This is a genomic window from Pseudomonas sp. BC42 (genome assembly GCF_021560055.1).
Classification (GTDB): domain Bacteria; phylum Pseudomonadota; class Gammaproteobacteria; order Pseudomonadales; family Pseudomonadaceae; genus Aquipseudomonas.
Window position 1 is genome coordinate 5,172,660 of the sequence record NZ_CP091067.1, and the last position, 16,312, is coordinate 5,188,971.

General features: G+C 65.3%; 12 protein-coding genes. 4 read left to right on the forward strand and 8 right to left on the reverse strand.

The window, feature by feature from the left end; all coding sequences use genetic code 11:
• Nucleotides 1-9: 9 nt before the first annotated feature.
• The 4 genes from cynS (at nucleotide 10) to L1O02_RS23330 (ending at nucleotide 3,880) form a co-directional block, all read left to right on the forward strand.
• Nucleotides 10-480, forward strand: coding sequence for a cyanase (gene cynS / locus L1O02_RS23315; protein WP_060838019.1), 471 nt, complete (start codon nucleotides 10-12; stop codon nucleotides 478-480).
• A 171-nt stretch (nucleotides 481-651) separates the two neighbouring features.
• Complete coding sequence (locus tag L1O02_RS23320; RefSeq protein WP_235758794.1) at nucleotides 652-1,836, forward strand: cyanate transporter; 1,185 nt, start codon at nucleotides 652-654, stop codon at nucleotides 1,834-1,836.
• A gap of 16 nt (nucleotides 1,837-1,852) precedes the next feature.
• Nucleotides 1,853-2,761 (forward strand): DMT family transporter, encoded by a 909-nt coding sequence (locus tag L1O02_RS23325; protein ID WP_235758796.1) that lies wholly within the window; start codon nucleotides 1,853-1,855, stop codon nucleotides 2,759-2,761.
• A 180-nt stretch (nucleotides 2,762-2,941) separates the two neighbouring features.
• Nucleotides 2,942-3,880, forward strand: a complete 939-nt coding sequence (locus L1O02_RS23330; protein WP_060838016.1) for a LysR family transcriptional regulator — start codon at nucleotides 2,942-2,944, stop codon at nucleotides 3,878-3,880.
• Between the two features lie 3 nt (nucleotides 3,881-3,883).
• On the opposite strand, the gene L1O02_RS23335 is transcribed toward L1O02_RS23330, so the two are convergent.
• The 8 genes from L1O02_RS23335 to L1O02_RS23370 form a co-directional block, all read right to left on the reverse strand.
• Nucleotides 3,884-4,249 carry a 5-carboxymethyl-2-hydroxymuconate Delta-isomerase gene (locus L1O02_RS23335; RefSeq protein WP_060838015.1) on the reverse strand — a complete coding sequence of 122 codons (366 nt, stop codon included), beginning with the start codon at nucleotides 4,247-4,249 and terminating at the stop codon, nucleotides 3,884-3,886.
• Nucleotides 4,250-4,329: 80 nt separating this feature from the next.
• On the reverse strand, nucleotides 4,330-5,520 hold the full coding sequence (locus L1O02_RS23340) for a low temperature requirement protein A (RefSeq protein ID WP_235758798.1): 1,191 nt from the start codon (nucleotides 5,518-5,520) through the stop codon (nucleotides 4,330-4,332).
• 245 nt (nucleotides 5,521-5,765) lie between these two features.
• The gene (locus L1O02_RS23345) at nucleotides 5,766-6,686 is read right to left on the reverse strand and encodes a LysR substrate-binding domain-containing protein (protein WP_060838013.1); all 921 of its coding nucleotides are present in this window, start codon (nucleotides 6,684-6,686) and stop codon (nucleotides 5,766-5,768) included.
• Nucleotides 6,687-6,776: 90 nt separating this feature from the next.
• Nucleotides 6,777-7,883, reverse strand: a complete 1,107-nt coding sequence (locus L1O02_RS23350) for a fimbrial protein (RefSeq protein ID WP_159426417.1) — start codon at nucleotides 7,881-7,883, stop codon at nucleotides 6,777-6,779.
• 198 nt (nucleotides 7,884-8,081) lie between these two features.
• Nucleotides 8,082-11,075 carry a GLUG motif-containing protein gene (locus L1O02_RS23355; protein ID WP_235758800.1) on the reverse strand — a complete coding sequence of 998 codons (2,994 nt, stop codon included), beginning with the start codon at nucleotides 11,073-11,075 and terminating at the stop codon, nucleotides 8,082-8,084.
• 76 nt (nucleotides 11,076-11,151) lie between these two features.
• Nucleotides 11,152-12,804 (reverse strand): ShlB/FhaC/HecB family hemolysin secretion/activation protein, encoded by a 1,653-nt coding sequence (locus L1O02_RS23360; RefSeq protein ID WP_108544686.1) that lies wholly within the window; start codon nucleotides 12,802-12,804, stop codon nucleotides 11,152-11,154.
• A gap of 85 nt (nucleotides 12,805-12,889) precedes the next feature.
• Nucleotides 12,890-13,642, reverse strand: a complete 753-nt coding sequence (locus L1O02_RS23365) for a fimbria/pilus periplasmic chaperone (RefSeq protein WP_235758802.1) — start codon at nucleotides 13,640-13,642, stop codon at nucleotides 12,890-12,892.
• Complete coding sequence (locus tag L1O02_RS23370; protein WP_348636612.1) at nucleotides 13,639-16,263, reverse strand: fimbria/pilus outer membrane usher protein; 2,625 nt, start codon at nucleotides 16,261-16,263, stop codon at nucleotides 13,639-13,641. The genes L1O02_RS23365 and L1O02_RS23370 overlap by 4 nt, the downstream gene beginning before the upstream one ends.
• Nucleotides 16,264-16,312: the final 49 nt, after the last annotated feature.

The window sequence follows — 16,312 nt, forward strand, 5'->3', positions numbered from 1 at the left end:
AATCACCCCATGCTGCAATCGCAATTTGCCCAAGCCCCACGCCTGGCCCTGGCCGACACCATCATCGACGCCAAGGCGCGCAAGAACCTGTCATGGCAGGACCTCACCGACGGCACCGGGCTGAGCCTGGCCTTCGTCACCGCCGCCCTGCTGGGCCAGCATGCCCTGCCGGCCGCAGCCGCCGACCTGGTGTGCGACAAGCTCGGCCTGGATCAGGACGCCAGCCGCCTGCTGCAAAGCATCCCCCTGCGCGGCAGCATCGCCGGTGGCATCCCCACTGACCCGACCCTGTACCGCTTCTATGAAATGCTCCAGGTCTACGGTTCGACCCTCAAAGCCCTGGTCCACGAACAATTCGGCGACGGCATCATCAGCGCCATCAACTTCAAGCTGGACATCAAGAAGGTCGAGGACCCCGAAGGCGGCTCCCGCGCCGTGATCACCCTGGACGGCAAGTACCTGCCGACCAAGCCTTTCTAAAGGCAGCGGCAAGCGGCAAGCGGCAAGCGTCAAGCTGCAAGTTCAAGCACCCCGCTTGCAGCTTGCGGCTTGCAGCTTATTTAATTTTTAAATAACACCGCAGACTTTCTGATTTGCGCCGTTTCTGAGCCGCACCGCCTAATCAGGCCCTGATTTCTTGAAGGTCTGGTTATGGAAAACGTTCGTGCAACTTCCCGCCCCGCGCTCTGGCTGATGGTCAGCGTGGTCCTGGTGGCGCTCAATCTGCGGCCGTCGATGGCCGCTGTCGGCCCGCTCTTGTCGGGTATTCGCGGTGACATCCCGCTGAGTTTCAGCCTGGCCTCGTTGCTGACCATGCTGCCGGTGATGGCCATGGGCCTGGCGATGTTCTTCGGCATGGCCGTCAACCAACGCCTGGGCGAACACCGTACCGTGCTCCTGTCACTGCTGATCATCGGCCTGGCGACCGTTTCGCGGTTGTTCATGGATTCGGCCGCCGAGCTGATTCTCAGCGCGGTGCTGGCCGGCATCGGCATCGCCCTGATCCAGGCGCTGATGCCGGCGCTGATCAAGTCGCGTTTTGCCGACAATGTCTCGCTGTTCATGGGCCTGTATGTCACTTCGATCATGGGCGGCGCGGCCATTGCGGCGTCCTTCGCCCCGCTGGTGATGAATCACAGCGGCAGCTGGCGCCTGGCCCTGGCGATCTGGGCCGCCCTGGCCCTGCTCGGGCTGGGGTTCTGGTACGCCCAGCGCCGGTCGCTGCCGAGCCTGCCCGCCTCCCGCGGCGCACGGGAATCCTTTGCCGGCAACCGCCGGGCCTGGCTGCTGGCGGTGTTCTTCGGCCTCGGCACCGCCTCCTACACCTGCGTACTGGCGTGGCTGGCGCCCTACTACGTGGAGAACGGCTGGAGTGAGCAGAACGCCGGCCTGCTGCTGGGCTTTCTCACCGCTATGGAAGTGATTTCCGGGCTGGTCACCCCGGCCATCGCCAACCGCAACCCGGACCGGCGCCGGGTACTGGTGGGCCTGCTGGTGCTGATCATCGCCGGCTTCTGCGGCCTGATCCTCAGCCCGCAGCACCTGAGCCTGCTCTGGCCATGCCTGCTGGGCCTGGGGATTGGCGGGCTGTTTCCCATGAGCCTGATCGTGTCCCTGGACCACCTGCCCGACCCGCGCCGGGCCGGCGGCCTGACCGCCTTCGTGCAGGGCATCGGCTACCTGATCGCCGGCCTCTCGCCGCTGCTGGCGGGCATCATCCGTGACCAGCTGGGCAGCTTCGAATGGGCCTGGTGGTCACTGACCGCGGTGATGCTGCTGATGCTGCTCATGGTGCTGCGTTTCGATCCGCGGCATTACCGCCAGCACATCCGCTGAGCCACCGGAGCCTGCCATGCATCCCGTGAATTTCACCCAGGCGCATCTCGGCATGCTGCTGTGGGCGGCGTTGATCGCCGCATCGTTCTTCGCCGCCGCCCAGGTCAACCAGGCCATCGACCCGGTGCTGCTGACCGCGCTGCGCCTGCTGTTCTCGGCCCTGATGTTCGCCCCCCTGCTGTGGTTCAAGGGCTCCTCGGCGATGACCCTGGCGGGGCTGCGGGCCCATGCCGTGCTGGGGCTGCTGCTGGCGCTGTACTTCGGCTCGCTGTTCGAGGCCTTGCGCTACACCTCGGCGGTCAACACCGGAACCCTGTTCACCCTGGTGCCGCTGCTGACCCTGGTGCTCGAAGGCTGGCTGCTGCCCGGCGATCGCCAGTCCCGGCGCTGGCCGGCGATGCTGGTGGCCGGCGCCGGGGCCCTGCTGCTGATCCTCAAGGGTGGCACCCCGGGGCAGTGGCCGTCGTTGTACGCCATGGGCGTCTATGGCCTGGGATGCCTGGCCATGGCCGCCTACTCGCCGCTGAGCCAGCGCCTCAAGGCCAATAGCCTGCAAGGGCGCAGCCCGGCGGCCATGACCTTCTGGAACATGCTGTTCGGCGCCCTGTTTCTGTTTGCCGCCAGCCTGGTCGGCGGCGGCTGGCGCAGTGCAACCCTGCTGGGCAGCCAGGATCTGCTGTGGCTGCTGTACCTGGCACTGTTCGCCACCCTGGCGACCTTCTGGCTGCTGCACCGGGCGATTGGCGTCATCGCCCCGTCCACGGTGATTTCCTACATTTACCTCAGCACCCTATTGCTGACGCTGTTCCATTGGCTGTGGCTGGGCCAGACGCCGCGAACCGGGGAAATGCTCGGCGCCGTGCTAGTGGCCCTGGGCATGCTCGGCCTGGTGCGCGGCAGCCGTGCGAAGGCTGCCGCGGCCTGAAATTGCCCCGGGACAGGCAGCCGCTGGCTGAGCGAAAATGCGCAGGTCGTGTTATCGGAATTTAATGTCCCGATGCTGTCCGCGAATCCCCGCTCCGGGCATTTAATTAGGACGATCGTTCCGCTAGCATCGACCCGGTTTGCGCGCCACCGGCGCCAGGTGCCCAGCGGGATGGAACGGATGCTCATCAACAATGTGCTCAGAAAACTCGACATGCAGGACCTGATGGTCTTTGTCGCGGTGTACGAGCAAAGCAGTGTCACCGGGGTGTCGGAAACCCTGTGCGTCAGTCAGTCGACGGTCAGCTACTGCCTGAAGAAACTGCGCAACGGCTTCGAGGACGAGCTGTTCGTCCACACCCGCAACGGCATGCGCCCGACCTACAAGGCCACCAGCATGTACAGCCACGTGCTGAAGATCCTGGAGAGCATCAACCTGTGTCACAGCGGCGTGCCGGCCTTCGATCCGACCCGCCAGGCCGTGACCTTTAACCTGTGCGCTCCGGAGTACTTCGAGCTGTTGATCCTGCCCCGGCTGCTCAAGGGCTTCGACTACGCCGACCTGCCGGTGACGGTCAACGTGCAGAAACTGGAGAGCGATGTTCCCGCCGAGGAACTGCGCGACGGCAGCCTCGACCTGGTGATCTGTTTCGGCCCCCACTTCCATCGCAGCCACGCCGACCTGAAGTCGCAGATGCTGCTGGAGGACGATCTGGTGTGCGTCTTCGACAAGCGCGCGACGCCGCCCAAGGAGCCGCGCTTCAGCCTGCAGTCGTTCATCGAGCGGCGCCACGTGTTTCCCACGCCCTGGACCTCGGACAGCAACATGGTGGATGGCTGGCTGGCCCGCCAGGCCCACAAGCGGCAGATCGTCGCCCGCTCCAACAGCTACAGCGCGGCGTTGAAGATGATCACCGGCACCGACTTCATCCTCACCCTGCCGCGACGCATCCAGGGCCTGCTGGCCAACGAGGCGGTGTTCAGCCACTGCGAGGCCCCCAGCGGGCTGCCGGGGTTCACCCTGGATATGCAATGGAGCGAGCACACCGATCAGGACAGTGCGCAGACCTGGTTCCGTGAACAGGTGGTCAAGGTCTGCGCCGAACCGGGGCTGGTCTAGCCGTCAACGACCGATGGCGGCCTTGCTGTAGGAAGCGCGGTCGATATCGATGATCTCCACGCACAGTTGCACCTGAATGTCCGCCGGCCAGGGCGCCAGGTCCTGCAACACCGCCAGCAGGCTCTCGGACAAGTGCTTCTTGACCTCCGGCGAACGGCCGCTGAGCAAGGCCAGCTTGACGTGGACAAAGGCCCGCTCGCCCAGGCCCGTGCCGACCCGGAACGCCTCGACCTTGACCGCGCGGCTCTTGATATCGAACTCATCGGAGAACTGCCCGGACGCCACCAGCCCGTGGTTGAGTCGCAGCAGCGCCTTGTCGACGTCCAGTTGCGGCAGGTTGGCGGTGTATTCCATATGCAGGTGCGGCATGGCAGGACTCCTGGTCTGTCAGGGAAAAAGGCGCTCCATACTACACAAGCCGCAGCCGCCGACCGAACAGGTTGTTGGCCTCATTGCCCCGCCGTCGACCTCCGCTCACGCAGGGCCAGGGTTTCCCAGGCCGCCACGCCCACCATCACCAGCGTGCTCAGGCTGCCCAGGGCCAGGGCGGACAACAGCTGGCTGACGGCCGCCGGCAACAACAGCAGGAGCACCAGCAACCCGGCCAGGTGCGACAGCGGCGGCAACGGCCGGTCGTTCATCACCCACTTGAACAGGGCGCAGCCCAGGAGAAACAGCCAGGGGCCGCCAACGATCACCAGCACCCCGGCCGGACTGGCGTGATCGGGGTGCATCAGCACCAGTTCATCGGCCACGGCACTGACGATGATCCCGGCCACGATCAGCAGGTGCAGGTAGGTGTAGGCAATCCGCGCCTGGCGCCCCGGATCGGCGGAATGGGCTATACGGTGATGCGCCCGTTCGGCACCGCTGTCGAAGTACACCCACCACATGGCGATGCTGCCCAGCACCGCCGCCACGAAGCCCAGCAGGCCCTGGGCGCTGGTGGTCAGCTCGGCGAAGGTGGCGCCGGTTACCAGCAGCGACTCCCCCAGGGCGATGATCACGAACAGACCGCAGCGCTCGGCCATGTGATTGCCTTCCACGTTCCAGTCGGCCAGGGTCGAGCGGCCCAGCCCCGGCACCCAGAAATACAGCGACGGCGACAGCACCTCGATGGCCAGGGCCAGCCCCCAGCACGCCAGGCGCTGCGGACCTTCAAGCAGGCCACCGGTGATCCAGAAGACCCCGGAGAACAGCAGCCACAACAGAATCCGCTGAAAATTGCGGGTCATGTTCAACGGCTCGCCGCGCACCGCCCACAGGGAATAGGCGGTGCGCCCCACCTGCATGAACACATAGGCGCCGGCGAACAGCAGGCCGCGCTCACCGAAGGCCTGGGGAATCGAGGATGACAGCAGCAGCCCCGCCACCATCAGCACGAACAGCCCGAGGCGGATCGGCAGGGTTTCCGGATCCAGCCAGTTGGTGATCCACGACGTGAAGATCCACACCCACCACACCGCCACCATCAGCAACGCCACCTGCAGCGCCCCGCCCAGCGACAGATGGGCCAGCAGGGAATGGGACAGCTGGGTCACGGCGAACACGAACACCAGGTCGAAAAACAGCTCGACCATGCCAACCTTGCCGCTGTCGTGGCGGCCACGCCCACGCAACAGGGAACGGGAACGACTCATGGGCACACTCCACCGATCAATGTTTCACCCGAAGACCTACACAGCAAAGCAGCCGCCAGCGCCAATGCCAAGCGGGCGGCCTCCGTTCACCGCGCCGCTGTAGCCGCTGCCGCAGGCTGCGACCCAGTGCGCAGGACTGGCAAGGCCGCCCACCCGATCCGCCGGGCATGCCGCATGGGGCAGGTTTCGGGCCCGCTGCGCGGTCCATCGCAGCCTGCGGCAGCGGCTACAGGGCATGTTGAGGGTCAGCTCGCCAGGGGCGCCCTTTCACTCATGAAGGCTTCCAGGCGCGAGCGCAGCCAGCGTTCCGCGGGATCGCTGTCGACGTGGCTGAGCCAGACCATGGACAAGTCCAGGGTCGGGGTCTTGAACGGATAGGGCTCGACAAACAGCTGGCCCGAGGCGGCCATGGCGGCCGCCGCATAGTCCGGCAGGCTGGCGAGCATGTCGGTGCCTGCCAGCAGCGCCGGCAACGAGCTGTACTGCGGCACCGACAGCACCACCTGGCGGGTGCGGCCGATTTCCGCCAGCCACTCATCGGCGAAACCGGCGACATTGGCGGTGTGGGACACCAGCACATGGGGCCGCGCGCAGTATTCGTCGAGGGTCAGCGGCGTATCGCTGGCATCGGCCCGCAACACGCTGGGCTGGATGTGCCGCAGCAACTTGCGCTTGGCATTGGCCGGCAGGCCGCGGGTCTGGCTGATGCCGACGGTGATGTCGCCCGAGGCCAGCAGATCGGGAATCCGCCAGTAGTCCACATGCTGCACCACGACCACCACCTGCGGCGCTTCCTGGCGCAGGGCCCGCAGCAGGGGCGGCAACAGGCCGAACTCGACGTCGTCGGACAGGCCGATGCGAAAGGTCATGCTACTGCTGGCGGGATCGAAATCGTGGGTCAGGCTCAGGGCCGAGGACAGCGCGTCCAGGGCCGGCGACAGGTGCTGGATGATCTGCTCGGCGCGCGCAGTGGGCTCCATGCGATGGCCGACCCGGATGAACAGCGGATCGTTGAACATCGCTCGCAAACGGTTGAGGGCGGAGCTGATGGTGGGCTGGCCGAGAAACAGCTTCTCCGCCACCCGGGTGACGTTGCGTTCAAGCATCAACGCCTCGAACACCACCATCAGGTTGATGTCGGCCTTGCGCAGTTCATTGCGATTCATCGGTGCTCCCCCGGTCCCCAGACGGAGGTCAGTGTAGAAAGGCCTGTGGGCCGGCGTCCAGGTAAACACCCGAGGCCGGCGGCCGGTGCTTCAGTCGAAGGTGAAGTTGAACTGGGCGCTGCTGTTGGCTGCCCCCTCGGTGACGGGACCGGTGCGAATGTACTGGGCGCGAAAGCTGAAGCTGGCGCTGTCGCTGCCCAACAGGCGCTCCATGGCGTATTGAGTGCCATTGCAATGAATCCGCGGGATCTGCTCATTGAACATGACGATGCCAACGCCCTTGGCGACGGACCGCCCCTGATCCTGAGCCGATTGAGTCAGCCCCAGTATCCCTGTCGGGTCGCAGCGCGAGGCCGGTTCGGTGCTGAACGAAACCTTCGGCAGGCTGTTGAACGAGCAGTCGTTGACCTCAAGCCTGGCCATGGCCGAGGGCGGCGAGGTCGCGCCCAGCGTCGGGAAGTCATGGGCCGAGGGACTGCCCAGGCGCAGCGTGACGTTGCGGGTGACCACCTGGCACTGGGCGGTGAACTTGACGCCTTCGGAACCAAGCAGATCGTGCTCGTTGAGCAGCAGTTGTTTCGAACACCGCTCTCTATTGTCGTGTTGCGGCAGCTCCTGCAAATGTTGCCCGACCGTCACCACCCCCTGGTCCAGATCCAGCGCGTATAGCGCCACCTGGGCACCGCTCAAGCTGTTGACCACCAGCGCCCCCTTGGGCAACTCGTCAGCGGGTCGGGTCAGGACCAGCGAATACACGTAGGCCGTGACGACCTTTTTCAACGCGGCGTTTGCGTGCTCCACGCCGTACTTTTCCAGTACCCGGGGATAGAAATTGCCCGTGAGGACATGAGGGCCCGCGCCGGTAGGATAGGCCGTCACCTGGAAGCTGATGCCATCGATATTGGTCGGAATGATGCCGTCGGGAAATCTCACCCCGGGCAAATGCGCGGCGGACACCAACTCATGCTGCTCCTGGGTTGCAGATTCCTCGGTGGTGTATTCGATCACCGGGTTCACGTGACGCTGCTGCAATACCGAACCCACCGGCGTGCTCCGGGTCAATGGCGTGATTTCCAACCAGTCCTGGGCAGTGCTGCCATAACTACTGAACACGCACCCCCTGGCCTTGCCCTCGATAGCCGCGTACACCGGTGCGCCCCCTTGCACGCACAACAGCATCAAGATGATCGCGCGCATCAACAGACCGGGCCGTCGTCCATCGCTGAGGAGCCTGAACCATGGATCTCTCATCGGTCATTGCCTCCTTTTCCAAGCCGGCCCCGGGTGCACGCTGCGGTGCCCCGGGAGCCGGTCAATCGATAGTGAACAGGTTGCAAGTGCCCGGCGTGCCAGGGACAGTCCCTGGCAGCCGGGCCGAGGTCTTGCCGACGCGCCTTAGTCCATCAGGCCGCTGGACACCCGGGCCGACGAATAGGAGCCGTGGTTGATGCCGATCTGGTCACCATACGTCTGGAAGTAGGCCCAGACGGTATCGACCTTGCCGGTGGATTTCGAGCCTTGGATCTGCCCCTCGTTCACGCCCACCAGCCCACCCAGGGTGGTACGCCAGCCGCCACTGACGCGGCCACGGGACTCGGAGTTGACGATCCGCGACTGGTTATCGCCGACCAGGCCCCCGACCTTGCTGTGCCAGGTTCCATGGACATTGCCAGTCGCCACGGCACGCTCGATGACGTGGTTGGAGTAGTTGGAGTTGAAGCCCACCAGTCCGCCCACCGAGCTGTAGGTATCGCCAAAGACCTTGCCATGGGCCTCGACCGAGACCAGGTCGCCATCGTTGTAGCCCACCAGCCCGCCAATATTACTGCTGGCATAGCCCTCCACCGCGCCCAGCGCCTTGGCATCGTAGATCAGGCCACCGATGTTGCTGCCGACCAGGCCGCCGACGTTGGCCTTCGCTCCTCCCTTGACCTCGCCCTTGGCCTCGATGTAGCCGCTGATGGTGCTGTCGTCACTTTTTCCAACCAGCCCGCCCAGATTCATGCCGGCCAGGTCAATGACATTACCGGTGGCCTGGACGTTGCTGACCACGCTCTGGTTCTGCTGCGAGCCGATCAGCCCCCCGGCGGCCTCGGTGCCCGCCCCGTAGACGTTACCGCTGGCACTGGACCCGCGGATGATGCCTGAGCGGTTGAACCCGACCAGCCCGCCAATATGGCTACCCAGCGAGCCGTACACGGTCATCGAGGAACGGGAGCCGGTAATGGTGCCGTCCTGGTTATTACCCACCAGCCCGCCCAGGTTCAGTCCCTTGTAGAGCGGATTGTAAGTACCGATGGTGCCCTTGCTCGACGAGTCGGCAATCACGGCGCCCTTGTTGACCCCGACCAGTCCTCCGGCGCCGCCCATGGCCTGTTTGAACATCTTGGTGGTGATATCGACATCACTGGAACTGCCACTGATGAGACCGGCCCTGACACTGCCGAAGCGGTTTTCCCCGGCCACGCCGCCGATGGCCGTGGTATGGGCGCCGCCATACAGCGAACCCGCTATCGATGAGTCCTTGATCGACCCACCGTAGTTGACCCCCACCAGGCCGCCGACCTTGTTGCGCTGGTCGCTATTGGCAGAGACCTGCATATCGCGGGCACTGACCCGTTCGATGCTGCCACTGTTGCGCCCCACCAGACCGCCAATTTCACTGAAGCCGTTGCGGCTGTTTTGTCCGTTGACGGTGATCGAGGCCAGCTTCAGATCGCTGATGCTGCCGGAGGACTGGCCGAACAATCCGGCATACAGGCCCGAGCTGTTGATGGTGAAGCCACTGATGGTATTGCCCAGACCGTTCAAGGAACCGGTGAACACCTGGTCGCCGCCAATCGAGTTGATGCTCCCCGAGCCCTTGATCTGATTGCCCAGCACATAGTGGTCATCAAGCTTGTTGCCGATGGCCTGCAACTGCTGGCTGTTCTGGATCACTTTGTGCTGCTTGCCATTGGCGTCAAACCCGGCGTCGCCTCCGGACAAGGTCACCAGTCCCTTGTCGCCCACGATCAGTTGCTCGCCATGATTGACCCCCAGACTGTTGCTGGTGCCGGTGAGGCTCACGTGACTGTCGAGCCGGACCGACTTGGCGGCGTTCAGTTGCAGACGCGAGTTGGCACCCGTGGCGTTGATCCGTTGATTGACCTTGACGTCCTTGGCGGCGCTCAGGGTCAGTTGGTTGCCGCTTTTCCACTCGACCGCAGCGTCCACCGCCACATCGCCATTGCGGCTGCGCAGATGAAGGTTGGTCTTGTCCAGGTTCTGGGAGAGGGTGCTGTCGATCAGGGTCGGGTTGCCGGACACGCCCGTGGAACCCACCTTGACCTCATTGGACTCGATGACCCAGGTGCCGGTGCGACCGCTCCTGGAGCGGGTATCGACCTCGGCATTGAGCTCGACCCGAGTGACCGCGCCCGAGGTTTGAACCGTACCGCCGTTGCCGTCGGTGGCTAAGGCGCTGGCCGTCAATTTGCCCCCCACATTGACCACGCCACGCTCGCCGCCATCCAGAACAATGCGTCCATCCTTGTTGGACAGGGTATTGGCCTCGATCACGCCCTGGTTGTTGACCACCGCCTGAGTCAGCGCATTGGAGTTCTTGGCCAGCATCAGCACCTGGCCGCCATCGGCCTTGAGCAACGACGTGTTCTGCGCCAACGCATCCGCGGCGGCACCGTTGATCTGCAAGCTGATCAGATTGTCGTTACCCAGGCTCAGGGTGAAGTCGTTGCCGGCCCCCAGGGCCACAGCGCCCTGATTGGCGACGATTTCGCCGTTGTTGCGCACCCGCGCGCCCAGCAGCGCCACGTAGCCGCCATCGGCAGCAGTGATCTTGCCGTCGTTGATCACTTCGACCGCCGACTTTCCGGTGAACTGGTAGCGGCCGTTATTGAAGTCATCGTCACTGATGCCACGGGTCGAGGCCACCAGGCCGCCGACGTTGACCTGGGCGCCCTGGCCGATCAACACCCCGTTGGGGTTGATCAGAAACACCTGGCCGTTGGCGTTCAGCGCGCCTTGAATGTTGCTGGCCTTGAAGCCGGTCACCCGGTTCAGGGCGATGGAGTCTCGCCCCGGCTGGTTGAAGGTCACCGATTGATTGGCGGCGATGTTGAACTCGTTCCAGTTGGTGATCAGCTTGTCGGTCTTTTGATTGATCACCAGGTTGTTGCCATTGACGTCGTAATTGGCACTGCCGGAAACCAGCGTGCCGCCTTCGGGCAGCGCCATCGCCGGCGTCAGTCCTCCCAGGGCCAGCAAGCCGGCTGCCATCACCAGCAACCCCTTGCGCCCACCACTGCGACGCCGGCGCCGCGCGCCCTCGCAGGTTACGCTCCAGCGACCTTGGGCCTGGTTCCATACCAACGCATAAATCTTGTTCACGATGACTCCTTATTGACGTTTAAACGCCCTGCTGTTTTTCGCAGGGCGGCACCACTTCCAAAGCACACGCAGGCCTTCAGAAAAACTGTGTCGCGTTCACCCAGATCCGTGGGGTGCGCTCGGGACCGTCCCCGGCCTTCCGGTTATCCAGGGGCCAGGCACTGCTCAGGTTGAGTTGCCGCCGCTCGCCGCTCCAGCGCGCCCCCAGGCCCGCCGATTGCAGGCGCTGGGTGTTGATCTCGTTCGTCCAGGGCAGGCGGTTGACCTGCACGTAGCCCTTGTCGGCAAACAGGCTCAGTTGCCAGCCGGGTGCCAGGGCGTAGCCCAGCTCCAGGCCGGCCTGCCAGCCCTGGTCGCCAATGCCGGCGCTCAGGGGATAGGCGCGCACCCCATAGGGGCCGCCCAGTCCCATCTTTTCCGAGCTGTCGAGGTTGGCCGAGGTCCACTGGGCATTGACCTGGGCTTGGAGCTGGAAGCGGTCGCCCAGGCGCTGCAGGCGCGCGAGCTGCAGGTTGGTCTTGGCGAAGCCGCCGCCGGTGGCGGCGGTATAGCGATCCAGGCGCTGCTCAAGAGCGTCATCGAAGGTCAGGCGACCCGAGCCGTAGGACAGGCTGAACTGGTTGTAGCCACCGCCGAAGAAGTGGTCCTGGCGGTTGCCGCCCAGGCTCAGGGTCCACAACTCGATGTGCTTGCGCTTGCTCAGCTCGAACAGGTCGATGTCGTCGCGCAGCCGCTTGTTCTCGTATTGCAGCTGCGCGCTCAGGTCGAAGGTCCGGCCCCGCAGGATCGGCTGGGCGAGGAAGACACTGTGGACACGGGCCTGGCCGTTCATCTGCAGCTTCTTCACACGCTTTCTGTTGAGCTCGTAGCTCATGTGCGAATAGGCCGCGCCGACACGGGTCGACCAGGGCCCCACCGGCAGTTGATAAGCGCCGCGCCAGTAGCGCTGGTCCCGATCGCTGCCCAGCAGGCGCAGGTTGATCTGGTCCCCCAGGCCCAGGGGATTGTTCAGGTTGAAGCTGCCCCCCAGGCGAAACTCGCCAGTGTGGTAGCCACCGAAGTTGTCGGCCTCCAGGCTGCCGCTGGCCCAGGGACCAGGCTGCGCCTGCACCAGCAGGTCACTGGTACCGGGGACCTGCCCCGCCCGCAAGGTGCCGTTGACCCGGACCCCGGGCAGGTCGTTGAGCAGCAGCAGGCTGCGCTCGAGGTCCGCGCTGTTGACCGCCGCACCAGCGTCCAGTGCGGCCAGCGGCCCACGCAGTACGACGTCCCGGGCACGGGACTGGTTGCTCAGTTCGACACGTCCGTAGCGGCCTTCCATGACCTCGATGCGCACCACTCCGGCATCGACTTCCTGGGCCGGCAAGAAGGCCCGGGCCAGCAGATAGCCCTGTTGCTGGTAATGGGCGGTGATGCGCTGCGCTGCGTCACGCAAACCGCCCAGGTCCAGTTCCTGTCCGCGCAGATCGTCCAGCAGCGGCTGCAGGTCCTGATCGCTGAACACCTGATTGCCCTCGATGACGAAGGCCTTGACCCGCAAGCGCACCCCCGAAGTGTCCGGGGCTGGGGTCGAACGCTCGGCCTGGGGCACCTCCAGCCGCACCTCATCGGTGGGCGGTGGCAGCGCCGGCTGGGTGGCTTCGATGTCTCGTATGGCCTGTCCGGCGCTGGGCACCTGGACCCGCATCTGCGCCTGCGCCAGCGTGGGCAACAGCAGCGCCAGCAACATCCCCGGAAGCAGCGCCGACGGCACTCGCGCCGGCCCCGCACCTCGTCCCTTGCCTCCACCGGCCGGCCGCCCGGCCGCCGTACCACTAGGGGTGTATTTGCACACTTCCACTCAGCGTCTCCCCGCTGTCTAAAACCACTTGGTATCGAACGTCTGTCATGGCGTCGCGCAACGCCGGCGCCACGGGTAAAGGCAGGCGCACCGAGCCGAACGGCTCGACGGTGATGCCCTGCCAGGTGATGGGTGGCTGCAGGTCGCCCACGGCCAGCTGCGCCAGGGACACGTAGTACGGCGTCGGATTGCTCACGTTGAGCGCCGCAGCTCCTGCCGCCTGCGCCGCCGTCTGCAGGTTCCAGCGCAGTTGGCGTACCGCTTGGTCGGCGCGCCCAGGCAGGCCCTTGGGGCGATACAGCAGCTTCATGCGCAAGCGATAGCTGACGCGCAGCTGGTTGCCGCTCAGGGGTTGCAGGGACGGCACTTCCAGAAAGTTGAGCCAGAACAGCGACTCGCGATCAGCGGGCAGCGGCTCGCCGCTGTGACGCAGCGACAGGACGACACTCTGCTGCGGATCAAGCCGCGACAACGGGGGCGAAAGCACGAACGGCACTGCCAGCCGGCTCGGATCCACCGAGGGATCCCCCTGGTCCAGCCAGGTCTGCAGCAGCAACGGCGCCGAGCCGAGATTGCCGGCCCGGATGCTCAAGGCCGCCAGCCCCTGGGGGTAGATGAAACGCGTGCCGACAATCGACAGGTCGGCCCGGGCGCCCTGACTGCACAGCAGCAGCGCCGTCCCCAGCAGGCACAGGTCACGCCCCACACGAACAAGCCAGCCCCTCAAGATGCAGGCTCCATGGCGCTGGTGCCCGACTGCGACAGGCCGCGGCACGGCAGGTCGAGCAAAAGCGAATCGTTGCCCGACCGGGTCGCGGGCGCCGGCAATACGTAGTCGATCAGGCACTGCTCGGCGGGGCCTTCGCCCCACTGCACACGGATGCGGCCGCGGTCCTTCTCGCTGCGCAGCACCAGGCGACTGCCCTGCCCCACCGCCCCCAGCTCCTCGCCGCTGTCGGCGTCCAGGGCACTGGCGGCAAAGGGCAGCGGTGCACCATCGGCCTGCCGGCTGTCGACCAGAAACGCCCGGGCCTTGCGGGTCGGGTAGGACAGCCTGACCACCGCCCCCGCCCTGGGCGCGACGTTGCGCGAACTGACCTGCAGCTCGACATCCTCGGCCATGCCGCTGGGGTCCAGGTCCACGGTATTGAGCTGATAGGGCGCAAGACTCGGCAACACCGCATACCCCTGCCCGTCCACCTGCGCACCGGCATAGCCGACACTGGCGCCACTGGCATGGGGGGCATGCACCAGGGCCGCGGTTTCACTCAGGGTCTGGGACAGGGTCAGGCCCCCGGAATGCAGGAGCATGCCGCCGGAGGCGCCCAGCGACTGGGCCCGGTAGTCACGGCCCTGGGACAGGCTCGAACTTAAGGCCACCTGCGGCAGGTAGTAGCTCAGATTGGCGTTGGTCGAGGTTTCCCGCGGCTGGGCATCATGGGACACCGACACGCCATAGGAGGCGGTTTCACGCTCGCCCAGCGAGCCGGAAATGCCGCTGGAATAGTGGGCACCGGAATTCCGGTCGTGACTGATGAAGGCGTTGGCCAGGGTGGAACGCCCGGCGACGCCCCCCAGGGGCAGCGACAGGCTCAGGCTCCACAGGGTGTTCTCGCTGCTGGTGCGCCGCCCCGAAAACTGGCTCGAACCCTGGGTCCGCTGGACGCTGAAGGCATAGCTGAGGCCGCGCCATTGGTGGTTGTAGCCCATGGAGTAGTTGCGCGCCCGACCGCGGCTGTTCCAGTAGTTGAGGGAGGAGCCGTTGAGGTAGAAGTCACCGCCGATGCCGTCCACCCGCTGGTTGATCGTCACATCCAGCCGATCGCGGACCCGGGCGAAGTCGTCGAACCGCGCCCCTCGGTTGACGAAGTCCTCCAGGTCGATGGCGTCCCTCAGGCTCAGATAGCCCCGGGTCGAATAGCGATAAGCCAGCAACGAGAACTGGGTGCCGCTGTCATGCAGGTTCTTGCTGTAGGAAAGACGCAGGCTGGAGCCCTGCAGGCTGCCGTTGCGCGGCACCTGGGTGCGGGACTGGGTCAGGTCGAGGCCGAAACCGCCGAACTCGGTGTTCAGCGCCGCGCCGATCAGGCCGGCCATGTAGCTGCCGGTGAGCGAGGCGCCGGCATAACCGGTGACCTGGTTGTCCAGCCCCCGTTGCAGGGTGCCCTGGGCCACGTACTGATGCTGGCCACGCCCCCCGGCCCTGATCACCTGCCCGCCGCTCAGGCTGTAGCGGGTATTCCCCGGACGCAGGTGGCGGGCCATGGTGGCAAAGGGCACGGTAAAACGCTGGGTGCGACCGTCGGCCTCGGTAAGGGTCACCTCCAGGTCGCCGCCAAAGCTGGCGGCCTGCAGGTCGGCAATCTCGAAGGGGCCCGGGGCGACGGTGGTTTCATACACCAGGTAACCGCGCTGATACACCGTGACCTTGGCGTTGGTATTGGCCGTGCCGCGCACCACCGGGGCGAAATAGCGCTGGGTGGTGGGCAGCATGCGTTCATCGCTGAACAGCTTGATGCCGCGAAACGACACCGAATCGAACAGTTCGGCATCGGTCACGCTCTCCCCCACCAGCAATTGCGAACGCCAGTCGGTCAGGTCGGTCTGGCCGTAGATATAGCCCCGTTGATAATCGCTGCCGCTGTCGGGCGACCAGGACAAGGTGCCGCTGTGACGCAGGCGCAGGTTTCCCAGGTTCAGGCCCATGTTCAATCCGGCATAGCCGTTAGTACTGCGCCGACCACGGCTCTGGGAGCTGAACAGGTTGGTGCTGTAGTTGAGCCGGGCCGCGTTGATGCCCCCGTCCCAACTGGCCGGATCGACGTAGCTGGAAGCGAGTTCAGGCAGCACGAACAGCTGGGGCACCGAGAGCTCCAGCTGCTGCTCGGCCATGTTGACCTTTGTCGTCACGTGGGGGATGTAACTGGCCAGGTCGCCGCAGAACACCCCGTCGCCCTGCAACGGATGACGGGCAGGCGCCAGCGCGGCGTCGACTTTGTTCAGGTCGATGCCCAGTTGCTTGAGCAAAGCGCGGTCGTAGCAGGGCTGGCTGCCTTGGGGATCATCGCTTTCGCGCAGTTCGATCTCGATCAGCCCGCGCCAGGCACCGCTGACCCGCACATCCAGCAGGTACTTGCCCGGCGCCACGTAACCCGGGCGCTCGAAGCGCTGGGTGTCGATGAGGGTTCCCGGCCCCTTGAACAGCATCTGGGTATCGAAGAACACCGGGCTGTTCTGAGACGCGTCGCCGGCCACCTCCGACGGCGTGGCCTGATCAGCGCTCGTCGGCTGGGCCGCCACAGGAGCCGCCAGCCCCAGCAGCCCGGCCAGCACCGACAGTACTCGCAAGAGCAGGGCCGTACCCTCGCCAGGACAGACTCGAGCACGCACAGGAAAA